This is a genomic window from Rhodoplanes elegans (assembly GCF_016653355.1).
Lineage (GTDB): Bacteria > Pseudomonadota > Alphaproteobacteria > Rhizobiales > Xanthobacteraceae > Rhodoplanes > Rhodoplanes elegans.
This window is the reverse complement of record NZ_NHSK01000211.1, coordinates 1-14,340: the sequence shown is the minus strand read 5'-3', so window position 1 is coordinate 14,340 and position 14,340 is coordinate 1. Positions and strand designations below refer to the sequence as shown.

The following is a 14,340-nucleotide window of genomic DNA, read 5'->3' as shown; positions in this document are numbered from 1 at the left end:
ATCTGGCTCCGACGCTTGCCGGACGGACCTAAAAAAACGGGCGCCCCGCGGGGGCGCCCGATTCTGTTCGCGAAAGCCCGTGATGCGCCGCCCGGCTCAGGCGGCCCGCACCGCGCTGAGGAACTTGCCGACCTGCTGGCGCAGCGCGGTGCCGTCCTTGGAGAGTTCTCTGGCGGCGCCGAGGACTTGGGCCGACGCCGTGCCGGTCTCGCTGGCGCCGCGGTTCACCTCGGTGATGTGGCGGGCGACCGCGTCGGTACCCTTGGCGGCCTGCTGGACGTTGCGGGCGATCTCGCCGGTCGCGGCCCCCTGCTCCTCGACGGCCGCCGCGATCGCCGCGGCGATCTCGGCGATGTGCGCGATGGTGGCGCCGATCTCCTTGATGGCCCCGACGGAGTCGTGGGTCGCCGCCTGCATGCCGGCGATCTGGGTCGAGATGTCGCCGGTCGCCTTGCCGGTCTGGGCGGCGAGCGCCTTGACCTCCTGGGCGACGACCGCGAAGCCCTTGCCGGCTTCTCCCGCGCGCGCAGCTTCGATCGTCGCATTCAAGGCCAACAAGTTGGTCTGCTCGGCGATCGCAGTTATCAGCTTGACGACGTCGCCGATGCGGTCGGCCGAGTGCGACAGCGCCGTGATCCGCTCGTCCGTCGTTCGGGCCTGGGCGACCGCGTGGGCGGCGATGCGGCTCGACTCCTGCACCTGCCGGCCGATCTCGCCCACCGAGGAGGTCATCTCCTGGGTCGCCGACGCCACCGCGGCGACGTTGGCCGAGGCCTCCTCGGAGGCGGCCGCGACCGTGCCGGCGAGCGTCTCGGTCTGCTCGGCCGTCGTCGTCATGGCGCCGGCCGCCGCTTCGAGGGCCCCGGAGGCGTGCGAGACGCGCTCGACGATCTCGCCGACCGCCGCCTCGAACTCGGCGGCGAGGCGGTGCATGGCGGCACGGCGCTCGTCGGCGGTCAGCGCCTCGGCGGCCTTGCGGTCAGCCTCGAGCTGGTCGACCCGGGCGAGGTTGTCGCGGAAGGCGAGCGCCGCGCGGGCCGCCTCGCCGATCTCGTCGCCGCGGCCCGTGTAGGGAACCTCGACGGCGCGATCACCCTGGGCGAGGCCGTGCAGCACGGCGCCGATGCGGCGCAGCGGCTTGCCGATCGCGAGGCTGCCGAACACCGCCGAGCCGATCAGCACGCCGACGACCAGAAGCCCGAGCACCACCGACATCCGGGTGGCGCTGCCGACGCCGCCGATCAGCTCGGAGGCTTCGGAGCGGACCACCTGGGTGGCCGAGGCGACGGTCTCGTCGAGCAGCTTGTCGATCTCGCCGACGATCGGGCGCAGGCGCTTCTCCAGCACTTCGCTCTGGGCCGCGCGCGCCGCGACCGTGTCGTCGATCACCCGGGAGAAGCGGGCGAGGTTCTTGTCGAGCTCGTCGACCTCGGCGATCAGGGCCGGATCGCCGAGCTTGCCGCGGCCCTGGCGGAGAATGTCGCGGGCCTTCTTCTGCAGCGGCGGGATGCGGGCCGCCTGGGCGCCCGCCTCGGTGGCGTCGTAGCGCCAGGAGACGATGCGGGCCGTCTTCGACACCGAGTCGGCCTCCCGCACCAGCGCCTCGACCTCGGCCCCGTTCGGCTGCGCGGCCAGATCCTTGGACGCGACGAAGGCGTCGAACGCCTTGTTCCACACGCCGAGCACCTCGTCGCGGGCGACCCACAGCTCGAAGATCCGGTTCTGCAGCGCGCCGATCTCCTCGACCGCCTTGTCGTAGGCGCCGACCAGCGCGGCGGCGCGGTCGATGCGCTCGGCATTGTCCTTCAGGCGCACCGCGCCGCGCATCTCGCCGAGATACCGGCTGGCGTCGGCGGCCGTCTTGCGGAAGCTCGTCAGCGCGGCGCCGACCTCCTCCTTGGACCGGGCCATCTTGATCTCGCGATAGGCGACCCGCATCTGCTCGAACTCGACCTGGGCCCGACCAGCGTCCTGGATCAGCTTCTGCCGCATCAGCGCCGTCTCGGTCGCCACGATGGTGTCACGCCCGCTGAAATACACATTGCCGACGAGCACCGAGACCAGGGCAATGCCGATGAGGGCCGACAGCGTCAGCTTGGCGCCGACGCGCAAACGAAAACCCCGCATGTCCTTCCTCCGGGGCGAGTTGCGATCTTGTGATGTGGATGAGGGCACTCGCCGCCGCGCACTAGTAAGGAGGGCAGAAGTTGCGGAGGGGTAAAGGAGCCACGCGCCCGACGCATGGATGCGGACAAATTTCCCGCAGGGCGCTAGCTCGGTTCGCGGGGCCGGCGCGAGGACGCGCCGCGGCCCTCCACACGGTTCGACGAAGCGCAATACGACTGTCGACGGTCGCCCCATTCGGCGACGGTAAAGACCCGGCGATTCGGTCGCAGGTCTCTTACGACCAAAGATACGACGCGGACGGCCCACGCACCTTGCAGCGGCCGCCGCAATCGCCCACACTCGCCCGACTGTCATAAACGCAATCAGATTTCCGGTGCACGCCGAGGTCAGACCCGACGGCGATGCGCCCAAACGTCCGGATCGTCGGCGCAGGCACGCGCCACGGAGCGGACCAAACGCCGAGGACACGGCCACGCGCCGCTCATGCGGCCGACGGACCAACCAAGGCACGGATCATCCCGGTCGCCGACATCCGGGTCGCGGGCGGGGGGACGAGGTCACGCCGCATTCAACGGAGGAATTGAGATCATGCGCGTTGCAGTCATCACCGGCGGTATGGGGGGCCTGGGTGAATCGATCAGCGTGAAGATGCACGCTGCCGGTTACCGGGTCGCGGTCACCTGCTCGCCGGGCAACAAGCACATCGACGAGTGGCTGGACAACCAGAAGAAGGAAGGGCGCGAGTTCAAGGCGTATCAGATGGACGTCGCCGACTACGAGTCGTGCAAGGAGGGCGTCGCCAAGATCGCGGCCGAGGTCGGCCCGGTCGACGTGCTGGTCAACAATGCCGGCATCACCCGCGACTCGATGTTCCGCAAGATGACGTTCGAGCAGTGGGACGCGGTGCTGCGCACCAACCTCTACTCGGTCTTCAACATGTCGAAGCAGGTGATCGACGGCATGCTGGAGCGCGGCTGGGGCCGTATCATCAACATCTCCTCGATGAACGGCGCCAAGGGCCAGTTCGGCCAGTCGAACTACGCCGCCACCAAGGCCGGCATGTACGGCTTCACCAAGTCGCTCGCCCTCGAGGTCGGCCGCAAGGGCATCACGGTCAACACCATCTCGCCCGGCTATCTCGGCACCAAGATGGTGCTGTCGGTGCCCAAGGAGGTGATGGACACCAAGATCCTGCCGCTGATCCCGGTCGGCCGGCTGGGCTCTCCGGACGAGATCGCCGACATCGTGGTGTTCCTGTCGTCGGACAGCGCCGGCTACATCACCGGCACCGACATCGCCGCCAACGGCGGCCAGTACATGTAAGGCTGTCGCCTCGCGACGATCGCTCCGACGCCCCGGCGCCGGAGCGGCCCGCCCGGCGCGGCAGAGATGCACGCCGGGCTCTATCCGCCGCGGACCAGGCAGCCGCCGCGCACCATGCCGGCCATCAGGTCGACGATCGCGGCATTGGGCACGCCGTTGCGGCGCGACGCCCGCCAGGCGAAATAGTCGACGGCGTGGGCGATCGCCACGTCGACCTTGTCGCGCGGCTCCGGCGGAACCGCGAACGGCTCGGCCAGCACCTCCCGCATCCGCGTCCACGAGTCGGCATGGCCCGCGCAGAACTGCTTGAGGTCGGGCGTGTCCTCGACGTCCCGCAGGATGTTCCACAGCGCCGGCGAGAGCCGCTCGAAGAACGCGTAGAGCTCGTCGAGCCCGTGCCGCAGGCGCGCCTCCGGATCGGTGATCCCGGTCCAGGCCTCGGCGTCGGGCAGCGGATTGTCGGTCCAGAACCGGTCCGCGCAGGCGAGATAGAGGGCGTTCAGCGTCGGGAAGTGGCGATAGACGGTGGGGCGCTCGACCCCGGCCCGCTCCGCGATCGCCAGGATGCTGGTGCGGGTCGGGCCGACGCTGCAGTGCAGGTCGACAGCGGCCGCGATGATCCTCTGGCGCGTGGCATCCTGGCGGACGGCCCGACGCTTGAGCTCGTACTTGCGAGCCATCTGTGCATTCCGAAACTTACTGTCGAATGGTTGCCGATATCGACGGCTTTAGAATGGAGCTAGTACATTAATATCTTTTGCTGAGAATGGAACACTCTTTACCGGTCCGTACTTTTCCCCCTCTCCCGATTTTTCCCGTCCTTCCGCAGCGTTGCCCCGAACCGCGAGCACGATCCGGAGCGGCCTCGGGCTAGTCCTCTCGCCGCGGCGCGGACCGGCGCGGCGTTATCTCGTCCTTCAGGCTTCCGTGGGAGAACGAGACGACGGGCCCGGCCGGTCGGCGCGGGCGGCCGTGTTGCGTTCGAGGGCCAGCTTCCGATCGAAAGGGACCACAGATGACGCGGACCGGGATCATGCGCGCGGCGACGTGTGCCGCGACCGTCGCCGTCGCGACCTTCGCCGTCGCGCCTGCCGCCTCGGCACAGGCGCCCTACCCTTACCGACCCGGCTACGCACGGGTGGCGCCGCCGGCCTACGGCTATTCCTGGCGGCCGGGCTACGGCTGGTACGTGTCGTATCGGACGCGGCTGCCGGGAGCGCGCGCCGGCTTCGTTCCGGTCGGCGGCCCGGTGCCGTACGGGGCCTACGGTCCGGTCGGCTGGGCGACGCCCTACCAGGACGGCACCATCTACGCGACCGACGCGCGGCGGATCTACGCCTACCCGACCTATGTGGTGCCGACCGCGACGGCCGTGACCTACGGCACCGGCTGCCTCCCCGGGTCGGGCTGCGCCTGGATGCTCGGCTGGCGCTGACCATCGGGCCGCTGAGCATCGGGCCGAAGTCTCGGACCCGGACTGGAGCCTCATGTCCCGGGCGCGGCGCGACGCGCCGCGAACCGGGACCCAGTGCGACCGAACGAGGGACCTGCCGAAACTGCTGACCGCGCCGCCCCTGGGCCCCGGCTCTGCGGGGCAACGAGCCTACGGCTCGATGCGCCTTGTCCGGGGCACGCGGCCGAGGACGGTCGGGCCCGCTCCACCGCCCGACGAGTCCTCCTCACCCCTGCGGGGCGGGATCGAACTCGCCGGCGCGCAGGCGGCGGGCGACCTCGTCGAGCACGGCGTTGACCATGCCGGTCTCGTCGCGGTCGACGAAGGCGTTGGCGACGTCGACATATTCGGAGACGACGACGCGGGCCGGGATGTCGCGACGCTTGTCGAGCTCCCAGGCGCCGGCCCGCAGCACCGAGCGCAGGATCGCCTCGACGCGCTTGAGCGGCCAGCTCGATTCGAGCGCCTGGTCGACCAGCGGGTCGAGCTTGCGCTGGCCCTCGACGACCCCGTTGACGATGTCGCGGAAGAAGCTCTCCTCGGCCGGCAGGTACTGCTCGCCCTCGACCTCGCGGCCGATCCAGTGGCTCTCGAACTGGGCGAGGATCTCGTGCAGCGGCGTCGCCGCGATGTCCATCTGGTAGAGCGCCTGCACGGCGGCAAGCCGCGCGGCGCCGCGGCGGTTCGCCTTGCGCACCGGCTTGGGCTCGCGCACGGGCTTGGGCTCGGGCTTGGGCTCGCGGCTCACCGCTCGCTCCGCGGGCTCTGGAGGTGGCGCTTCACCCGGATCAGCGACGTCACGGCGGCGGCGGCGACGCCGCCCTTGTCGCCCCGCTCCGGATCGGCGCGGGTCTCGGCCTGCTCGTGCGTGTCGGTGGTGACGATGCCGTTGCCGATCGGCACCCGGTGGCGGACCGCGAGGTCCATCAGCGCGCGGGCGGATTCGCCGGCGACGATGTCGTAATGGCTGGTCTCGCCGCGGATCACGCAGCCGAGCGCGACGATGCCGTCGAACGGCAGCCGCCGGGTGTGGACGGGCGCCTCGAGCGCGATCGCCACGGCCTGCGGCACCTCGAGCGAGCCGGTCACGCTGACGATGTCCCACTCGACGCCGGCGGCGTCGAGCACCCGCCGGGCGCCCTCCAGCAGCGCGTCGGCGATGGCGCCGTAGTAGCGCGCCTCGACGATGAGGATGCGCGCGCCCGGCAAGGGCTCTTCGGTGGTGCGGGTCGCTATGCTCGGTCCGGCCATGGGTTCCTCGGTCGCGCCGTCAGTAGCAAGCCGGCGGGACCGGCCGCAACCCCGACCGCGGCAGACCGCCCCTGCGCGGCGACGTGGCGCCCCCCGGGTCTAGGCCGGCGAGGCCTCCGCGAGGCGTGCGGCATAGCGCGCCATCAGGTCGACCTCGAGGTTGACCGGGTCGCCCGGCGCGAGATCGCCCAGCGTCGTCACCTGCAGCGTGTGCGGAATCAGCAGCACCGAGAACGCGTCGCCGTCGACGTCGTTGACGGTGAGCGACACGCCCGCGAGCGTCACTGAGCCCTTGGTGGCGACGAAGCGGGCGAGCGGTGCCGGCGCCCGGAACGTCATCTTCGACATCTCGCCGAGGTCTTCACGCGCGATCAGCGTGGCGAGGCCGTCGACATGGCCGGTGACGAGGTGGCCGCCGAGCTCGTCGCCGATCTTCAGCGCCCGCTCGAGATTGATCCGCGAGCCGGCCGTCCAGCGGCCGACCGTGGTGAGCCGCAGCGTCTCGGCGGCGGCATCGACCGCGAACCAAGTGCGCCCCTGCTCCACCCCGGCGGACACCACGGTGAGGCAGGTGCCGCTGCAGGCGATCGAAGCGCCGTCGACGATGGTCGCGCGGTCGTAGGCGCAGGCGATGGTGAGGCGGCGCAGGTCGTCGGCGCGCGGTGCGACCGCGACGACGGTGCCGATATCGGTGACGATGCCCGTGAACATGGCCCTGGATTAGTGCGGCGCGAGGGGGAATGCAATGTCGGCCTCGTGTCCCGGGCGCGGCGCACCGCGCCGTGACCCGGGACCCAGGAGCGATCGGGCGATGCGCCTGCCCTGTCGCCCCTGGGTCCCGGCTCTTCGGCGGATCGCACCTGCGGCGCGATCCGCCTCGTCCGGGACACGGAGTCGGGAGCCTTCCCCCTCAGCCCTTCTTGCGCCCCGTCTCGTGCCACAGGAGCGCGAGGCCGGAGGCGACGACGACGGCGGAGCCGATCAGGAGGTGCACGGTGGGCACGTCGCCCCACACCAGGAAGCCGATCCCCATCGCCCACACGAGCGACAGGTAATAGAACGGCCCGACCGCGCCGGCCGGCGCGAGATGCAGGGCCTTGGTCCACCAGTACTGGCCGATGGCGTTCGACACGCCGTTCACCAGCATCAGCACGCCGTCCCAGGCCGTCGGCATGACGAAGCCGAACGGCAGCGCCGCGGTGAAGATCACGGTCAGCATCACCATCTGCCACATGGTGAGGGTGGCGGGCGACTCGGTGCGGGTCATGCTGCGCACGCCCGCCGTGACGAGGCCGTAGAGCACCGCATTGCCGATCGCGAACAGGAAGCCGATCTGGAACGTCTCGGCACCCGGATGGGTGACGATCAGCACGCCGGCGAAGCCGGCGACCAGCGCGGCCCAGCGGGCGCGCCCGGCCGTCTCCTTGAAGATCAGGGCCGAGAAGAGGGTCGCGAACAGCGGCGCCGAGAAGTTGACGGCGATGACGCTCGCCAGCGGCATCAGGCTGAGCGCGATCATGATGCAGGTCTGCGCCGCCGCCTGGGTGACCGAGCGGGTCGCGTGGTCGCGCAGCCGGCGGGTGCGGAACACCTCGAGGCCGGTCTTGGGCAGGATGATGATCGACACCGTGACGAGCGACACCAGGACCCGGACGAACAGGATCTCGCCGACCGGATAGGTTGCGACCTGCCATTTCGAGACGGCACTGCCGATCGCGAACATGATCGTGCAGCCGATCATGAACAGGATGCCGGAGACGACGGAACGCGAGGCCATGGACACGGACGGGGGTGCGGGCGGGGGTATCGGACGCAGAGATCCGGGCGGGGCGGCCGGACGGCGCTGCGCGGAACGGCGCGCGCGACCGGACCCGCCAGAACTCGCCGGCTGCGGCCGCGCCGTCAAGCGCAGTTGGAAAGGTTTGCATTTTCCAATGGTTCCAAGTCTGCTCGGATTCCAAGTCTGTCCGGATTCCAGGTCCGTTCGGTACTTCCTCGTATGCCGGAGGTACCGGCGACCGACTATCCAGCCCAGCACCCATGGCCGGGACGCCGCCGGCAGGCGCGATCGGCCGTCGAAGCAGGAGGATGCGGGATGGTGTTTGCGAGCCGACGCGACGCACTGACGGGTCTCGCCGCCACCGGCCTCGCCGCCGTGATCCCGCGCAGCCCGGCGATGGCCGGCGAAAAGCTCGCGAGCGTCGTGATCAACGGCATGCCCGCGACGCCGTCGGTCGTGATGGCGCGGCTGATCGAGACCGGCGCGCTGGCGCGCTTCGCCGACAAGGCGCAGCTGAAGGTGTGGCGCACGCCCGACCAGATGCGGGCCGGCGTCGTCTCGGGCGAGATGGCGGTGTTCGGCACGCCGTCCTACTCCTGCGCCAACATGCGCAACCGCGGCGTCCCCGTGCGGCTGATGAACATCGTCACCTGGGGTCTCCTCTATCTGATGAGCCGCGACGAGGCTGTTCAGAAGATCGAGGACATCGCCGGCAAGACGGTGCTGATGGCGTTCCGCAACGACGCGCCCGACCTGATCTTCCGCATGACGCTGCGCAAGCTCGGCATGAACCCCGACACCGACGTGAAGCTGCAGTATGTCGGCACGCCCACCGAGGCCGTGCAGCTTCTGCTCGCCGGTCGTGCCTCCCTCGCCGTGATCTCCGAGCCGGCCGCGACGGCGGCACAGATCCGCGGCGCAGCGGCCGGCGTCACGGTGCGCCGGACCGCCGACCTCACCGCCGTCTACGGACGTCTGACCGGACGGCCGCCGCGCATCGCCCAGGCCGGCCTCGGCATGCGCGAGGACTTTCTCCAGGCGAACCCCGAGCTGGTGCGGGCGATCCACCAGGGCTGCATCGAGAGCGCCCGCTGGGTGCTCGACAACCCGGCCGAGGCCGGCAAGCTCGGCGCCGCGACGCTCGATCTCGCCGCGCCTGTGGTCGAGCGGTCGATCCCGCATTTCCGCCTCGACGTCGTCGCCGCCGCCGACGCGAAGCCCGACCTGCAGCACTACTTCACGGCCCTGATGGAGATGTCGCCCGACATCCTCGGCGGCCGTCTGCCCGACGACGCCTTCTACTGGGGCCCCGCCGCATGATCCGGCTGCGCGCCCGCCTTGCTCAGGCATTGGACTATGTCTGGGGCGGCTGGGGCGCGGCCGCGAGCCTGTTGCTGCTCGTCGCGCTGTGGGAGGCGGGCCACGCCGCCTACGGCACGCTGGTGCTCCCCTCCCCGCGCGAGACCTTCGCGGCGCTGTGGCAGATGACGCTCGCCGGCAAGGTGTGGCCGGCCGTGGTGGAGACCAGCCGCAACGCGCTCGCGGGATTTCTGCTCGGTGTCGTGGTCGGCGGCGTGTTGGGCGCGCTGGCCGGCCTGTCCGACATGATGCGGCGCCTGCTGGCGCCGATCGCGACGCTCATGCTCGGCATCCCGGCGATCGCCTGGGTGGTGCTGTCGCTCCTGTGGTTCGGCGGCTCGGGGCTCGCCGTCGTGTTCACCGTGCTGGTGACGAGTGCGCCGATCGTGTTCGCGAGCGCGGCCGAAGGCGTGCGCAGCCTCGACGGCGCGCTGCGCCGCATGGCGCGCGCTTTCCGGGTGCCGCGCCATGTGCTGGTGACCGACGTCTACCTGCCGCACATGCTCTCCTATCTGTTCCCGGCGATCGCCACCGCGCTCGCGCTCTCATGGAAGGTCGCCGTGATGACCGAACTGCTGAGCGGCGCCGGCGGCATCGGCGACGGGCTCGCGACCGCGCGCGTGCAGGTCGACACCGTCAAGGCGATGGCGTGGATCCTGGTCGTCGTCGCGCTGCTGCTCGCGGTCGAATATCTGCTGCTCGAGCCGCTGCGCCGCCGCCTGCTCACCTGGCGGCGCGATCTCCCCGGCGCCGAGGCGCGCGACATGCCGGGGATCTGATCGGCATGACGCTCGCACCCGACGGCACTCTGGCGACGACGACGCCCGGCCTCGTGGTCGAGGCCGTGTCGCATGCGTTCGGGCCGGAGCCGGTGCTGGCGAAAATCTCCTTCGCGCTGCCCGCCGGAAAAGTCGGGTGCCTGATCGGCCCCTCGGGCTGTGGCAAGAGCACGCTCTTGGCGATGATCGGCGGCCTCGTGCAGCCCGATCAGGGCCGCATCGTCCACGGTTTTGCGCGCCCCGCCTTCGCGTTCCAGGACCCGTGCCTCCTGCCGTGGCGGGACGCGCGAAAGAACATCGCGTTCGGGCTGAAGGCGCTGCCGATGCGCGCCTCCGAGCGCCTCGCGCGCGCCGACGCGCTCTTGCGCGTCGTCGGCCTGTCGGAGGACGACGGCGACAAGTTCCCGCACGCGCTGTCGGGCGGCATGCGCCAGCGCGTCGCGCTCGCCCGGGCGCTGGCGATCGAGCCGGATCTCTTGCTGCTCGACGAGCCGTTCAGCGCGCTCGACGTCGGGCTGCGCCGGCAGATGCAGGCGCTGGTGCAGCGGCTGATCGACGCGCGCGGGCTCACCACCGTGCTGGTGACGCACGACCTCGCCGAGGCCGTGCGCATGGCCGACCGCGTTTTTGTTCTCTCGCCGCGCCCGGCCCATGTCGCCGCCATGCACGACATCGCGGTGCCGCACGCGGCGCGCGACGACGGCTTCGTCCATGCCGAGGTCGGCCGCCTGCTCGCGGATCCTGCGACCGCGGCGGCACTCTCGGTCGAGCCGGAGTCGCCGCGATGAAACCGGTGGCGACGCAAGCGACGCGCGATGCCGTGCTGAGCGAGGCCTTCCGGCCGTTCTTCCTGCTGGTGCCGCTCGCCGCCGTCGCCGCCGTGCTGCCGCTGCCGGTGATCTGGACCGGGCTGGTCGGTGCCGGCACGGTGGGGAGCGCCGCCTGGCACGCGCACGAGCAGATCTTCGGCTGCCTCGCCGCCGCGATGGCGGGCTTCGCGCTCACCGCCTTCCCGAGCTGGACCGGCACGCCGCCCGTCGCCGGCCGGCCGCTCGCGGCCCTCGTGATGGTCTGGCTCGCCGGCCGCGTCGCCTTCTGGCTCGACGGCGTGCTGCCGGCCGAGGTGGTCGCGCTCGCCGACCTCGCCTTCCTGCCGGCCGTGTTCGGCAGCGCCCTGCCCGCGCTGTCCAAGGCCGGCCGCCGGCCGATCGACCTCGGCCTGGTGATGCTCGGCCTGCTCGCCGCGAACTTCTGGTTCCACATGACGCGGCTCGGCGCGCTGCCCGGCACGCCGGACGCCGCCGTGATCCTCGGCCTCGATCTTCTGCTGGTGGCGATCGCGCTGGCGCTCGGCCGCATCCTGCCCGTCGCGCTCGGCGCCGCGCTGCGCGAGACCGGACGCAAGGGGCCGCCGCGGCTTTCTCCCGGGCGCCGGCATCTCGCCGTCGCGACGCTTCTTCTGTTCGCCATCGCCGACACGGTGGCGCCGACGAGCCCGGTGACCGGCTGGATCGCGCTCGCCGCCGCCTGCGCCCAGCTCGACCGCATGGTCGAGCTGCATCGCGGCGCCGCGCTGCTGCGCCCGCAGATGCTCCTCTTCTACGTGGCGCAGGCGTTTCTGGCGGCCGGCCTCGCCGGGCTCGGCGCGGTGGCGCTCGGCGCCGGTCTCGATCCGACCGGCCTGCGCCACTTGCTCGGCATGGGCGCCGCCTCGCTCACCGTCGCGACCGTGATGTCGATCGTGTCGCTGCGCCACACCGGCCGCAGCTTCCCGCTGCCGGCCGCCGTGTGGATCGCGCCCGCCCTGATCGTCGCGGCGACGCTTCTTCGCGTGATCACGCCCGAGATCGCGCCCGCGGCGATGCCGTGGGCGGGCGTCGCGCTGCCGAGCGCGCTGTGGGCGGCCGGCTTCCTCGCCTGGCTCGCCGTGTTCGGCCGCTGGCTCGTCGCGCCGCGGGTCGGCGGCGGGCAGGCATGAAATCACTTCGCTCGTTTTGAAAGGAGAGACGATGACGCACGTTTTGAAGATGCGCGGGTCGAAGCAGAACCCGGTCGCGATCAGCTACGAGCAGATGCTCACGTTCCACGGCGGCCCGCATCCGGGCGGCGTCGCGGTCGCCTACAAGGTCCTGGAGACGGCGTTCCCGCTGATCTCGCCCGACGGCCCGCCCGAGCGCCGCGCCATCCAGGTGGCGATCGGGGTCGACGGCCCCGGCGTCGTCGACGGGCTCGAATGCGCGACCCGCGCCTTCAGCCGCCAGCGTGCCTTGCTCGATCACGGCGCCAAGAAGGGCCAGGCGGTGTGCGGCGAGCACTTCTGGTTCGAGATCCGCCACAAGGGCACGTCGGTGAGCCTGTGGCTCAAGGAGGGCACGCTGACCAGCGAGTTCCTCGCCCTCGCCTCGAAGACCGCGGGCGGGCTCGCGAGCGACGCCGAGGTGGCGCGCTTCGATGCGCTGCGCCACGAGATGGCGGATCGCGTGCTGGCGTCGCCGGCCGCCGACCTGTTCGAGATCGGCCCCGTGGTGAAGAGCTGAAGGACCGCTGACATGATCCCGTCCATCAAGATTCGCGATTACGCGGGCGAGCTGACCATCACGCTCGACGACCTCGAGGCGTTCCACGACAAGGATCACTTCGGCGGCGTCGTGCTGTCGATCAAGGTGCTGCAGCGCGCCTTCGCCGCCTTCCCGGCCGCCGGCGTGCCGCATCGCGACGAGGTCGCCATTGTGGCCGGCCTCAATCCGCCCGGCCTGATCGACAGCTTCGAGTTCATGCTGCGGGCGGTGTCGCGCAAGCGCCTCGTCGTCGACCAGACGCTGGCGCACGGGCCGGCCTCGCCGTTCGGCCGCTTCTGCTTCGAGGTTCACCGCCCCTGTGGCGCCGTCGCCCTGTGGGTGCGCGAGGGCCTGCTGCCGGACGACTTCGCGACCACCGGCAAGAAGGTCGAGGCCGGCTTCGGCACCGAGGCCGAGATCGCCCGCTGGAACGGCTACAAGCGCGACGTCGGCGTCGCCATGATCCCGATGAGGCCCGAGGACATCCTCGAGCTGCGTCCGATCGAGAGCCGGCGGATGGTGGCGTAAGCGAGACGCCTCGTGTCCCGGGCGCGGCGCACTCCGCCGTGACCCGGGACCCAGGGGCCACACACGCAACGCCTGCCCCGGCGCCCCTCGGCCCCGGCTCGACGGCGCAGCGCAGGCGCTGCGCCGCGTCCGGGGCACGCCGTGCCTTCCCTCACACGTCCCGGCAGACCTCCCGCAGCCGCTCCAAAAGCTCCGCCTGCAGGGCGGTCGGGAGCCAGTCGGTGCGGGTCGTGATGCCGACGACGCGGCGCGGATGCGGCACCGCCAGATCGAGCACCGCGAGATCGTCCGGCCCGCCGGCACCGTCGCGGGCGACGCCGAGGCGCGGCAGCAGGCTGAGCCGGTCGGTCTCGGCCAGCACGGCGACGACGCCGCCGAGCGAGTCCGCCTCGACGTCCACGCCGGCCGGCAGGTCCCAGGCGGCGCGCACGCGATCGACCACGGCGCGGCGCGGCAGCGGCGCGGTCGGCACCACCCAGCCATAGGGCCGCAGATCGGCGGGCGTCAGGTCGCGGCGGCCGGCGAGCGGATGACCGCGCCGGCAGGCGATCCGGTACGGGTCGTCGAACAGCGCCGCCTCGGCGAGATCGTCGAACGGCGGCGGCGCCCGCAGCGCCCCGAAGATCAGGTCGAGGGCGCCGCTGCGCAGCGCGTCGGCGAGGCTCGCATAGGACGCCTCGCGGATGGTGACGCGGGCGCCCGGATGCGCGCGCAGCACCGCCTCGGCGGCGCGGGCGACGAGCCGCACCGGGGCGAGCGCCAGGACGCCGATCACCACCGTGGCGGCGGCGCTGCCGCGCGCGAGCGCGAGCTCCTCGCGCGCCGCCCTCACCTCGGCGGCGGCGAGCGCGAAGCGGCGGGCGAGCTCGGCCCCCGTGGCCGACAGGCCGACGCCGTCGCGGGTGCGGCGGTAGAGGGCGACGCCGATCAGCTTCTCGAGATCGCGGGCGGCGCGGTGCAGGGTCGGCTCGGCGATGCCGAGGGCCGCCGCGGCGCGCCGAAACGTCTGCGCCGTCCACACCGCCGAAAGCGCGCGCAGATGCGCGTCGGCGAGCGCCCGCACGATGCGGCCCGCCGCGTCGTCCGCCGGATCCGTCCCGGTCGCGGCACCGACCGCCCCGCGGAGCTGGGCGAACAGGCGCGCGGTGCGGCGCGCCAGCAGTCGCCCGGCGTCGGTCAGCA

Annotated in this window: 15 protein-coding genes; 8 read left to right on the top strand and 7 right to left on the bottom strand. The window is 71.7% G+C overall.

Annotation, left to right across the window (positions count from 1 at the left end):
• Positions 1-96: 96 nt before the first annotated feature.
• Positions 97-2,127, bottom strand: coding sequence for a methyl-accepting chemotaxis protein (locus tag CCR97_RS24525; RefSeq protein ID WP_146618848.1), 2,031 nt, complete (start codon positions 2,125-2,127; stop codon positions 97-99).
• Positions 2,128-2,712: 585 nt separating this feature from the next.
• Between CCR97_RS24525 and phbB the strand changes: the two genes are divergently transcribed.
• Positions 2,713-3,450 (top strand): acetoacetyl-CoA reductase, encoded by a 738-nt coding sequence (phbB, locus tag CCR97_RS24520; RefSeq protein WP_201159964.1) that lies wholly within the window; start codon positions 2,713-2,715, stop codon positions 3,448-3,450.
• An 80-nt stretch (positions 3,451-3,530) separates the two neighbouring features.
• Here the strand turns inward: phbB and CCR97_RS24515 are convergent, their stop codons facing one another.
• Positions 3,531-4,130, bottom strand: coding sequence for a TetR/AcrR family transcriptional regulator (locus CCR97_RS24515; RefSeq protein ID WP_111358979.1), 600 nt, complete (start codon positions 4,128-4,130; stop codon positions 3,531-3,533).
• A gap of 353 nt (positions 4,131-4,483) precedes the next feature.
• Between CCR97_RS24515 and CCR97_RS24510 the strand changes: the two genes are divergently transcribed.
• On the top strand, positions 4,484-4,885 hold the full coding sequence (locus CCR97_RS24510; protein ID WP_201159963.1) for a hypothetical protein: 402 nt from the start codon (positions 4,484-4,486) through the stop codon (positions 4,883-4,885).
• Between the two features lie 244 nt (positions 4,886-5,129).
• Here the strand turns inward: CCR97_RS24510 and nusB are convergent, their stop codons facing one another.
• The 4 genes from nusB to CCR97_RS24490 form a co-directional block, all read right to left on the bottom strand.
• Positions 5,130-5,651: a transcription antitermination factor NusB gene (nusB, locus tag CCR97_RS24505; protein WP_245429066.1), complete on the bottom strand. Its 522-nt coding sequence runs from the start codon at positions 5,649-5,651 to the stop codon at positions 5,130-5,132.
• Positions 5,648-6,154 carry a 6,7-dimethyl-8-ribityllumazine synthase gene (ribH, locus tag CCR97_RS24500; protein ID WP_111358977.1) on the bottom strand — a complete coding sequence of 169 codons (507 nt, stop codon included), beginning with the start codon at positions 6,152-6,154 and terminating at the stop codon, positions 5,648-5,650. Before ribH ends, nusB begins: the two co-directional genes overlap by 4 nt.
• Positions 6,155-6,253: 99 nt before the next feature.
• Entirely contained in the window at positions 6,254-6,865 is a 612-nt protein-coding gene (locus tag CCR97_RS24495) for a riboflavin synthase (protein WP_111358976.1), read from the bottom strand.
• Between the two features lie 199 nt (positions 6,866-7,064).
• On the bottom strand, positions 7,065-7,931 hold the full coding sequence (locus tag CCR97_RS24490) for a DMT family transporter (RefSeq protein ID WP_111358881.1): 867 nt from the start codon (positions 7,929-7,931) through the stop codon (positions 7,065-7,067).
• Positions 7,932-8,249: 318 nt separating this feature from the next.
• Here CCR97_RS24490 and CCR97_RS24485 point away from each other — a divergent pair, with 318 nt between their 5' ends.
• The 6 genes from CCR97_RS24485 to CCR97_RS24460 are packed head-to-tail and all read left to right on the top strand — an operon-like array spanning position 8,250 to position 13,158.
• Positions 8,250-9,254, top strand: a complete 1,005-nt coding sequence (locus CCR97_RS24485) for an ABC transporter substrate-binding protein (protein ID WP_111358880.1) — start codon at positions 8,250-8,252, stop codon at positions 9,252-9,254.
• Positions 9,251-10,072 (top strand): ABC transporter permease, encoded by an 822-nt coding sequence (locus tag CCR97_RS24480; RefSeq protein ID WP_111358879.1) that lies wholly within the window; start codon positions 9,251-9,253, stop codon positions 10,070-10,072. The genes CCR97_RS24485 and CCR97_RS24480 overlap by 4 nt, the downstream gene beginning before the upstream one ends.
• 5 nt (positions 10,073-10,077) lie before the next feature.
• A complete protein-coding gene (locus CCR97_RS24475; RefSeq protein ID WP_111358878.1) occupies positions 10,078-10,860 on the top strand; it encodes an ABC transporter ATP-binding protein in 783 nt (260 codons plus the stop codon).
• Positions 10,857-12,050, top strand: a complete 1,194-nt coding sequence (locus tag CCR97_RS24470) for an NnrS family protein (RefSeq protein ID WP_111358877.1) — start codon at positions 10,857-10,859, stop codon at positions 12,048-12,050. Before CCR97_RS24475 ends, CCR97_RS24470 begins: the two co-directional genes overlap by 4 nt.
• A 31-nt stretch (positions 12,051-12,081) precedes the next feature.
• Positions 12,082-12,609, top strand: coding sequence for a hypothetical protein (locus CCR97_RS24465; protein WP_111358876.1), 528 nt, complete (start codon positions 12,082-12,084; stop codon positions 12,607-12,609).
• Positions 12,610-12,621: 12 nt separating this feature from the next.
• Positions 12,622-13,158: a hypothetical protein gene (locus CCR97_RS24460; RefSeq protein WP_111358875.1), complete on the top strand. Its 537-nt coding sequence runs from the start codon at positions 12,622-12,624 to the stop codon at positions 13,156-13,158.
• A gap of 151 nt (positions 13,159-13,309) precedes the next feature.
• On the opposite strand, the gene CCR97_RS24455 is transcribed toward CCR97_RS24460, so the two are convergent.
• A partial coding sequence (locus tag CCR97_RS24455) for a LysR family transcriptional regulator (protein ID WP_201159962.1) occupies positions 13,310-14,340 on the bottom strand: 1,031 nt, incomplete at its 5' end.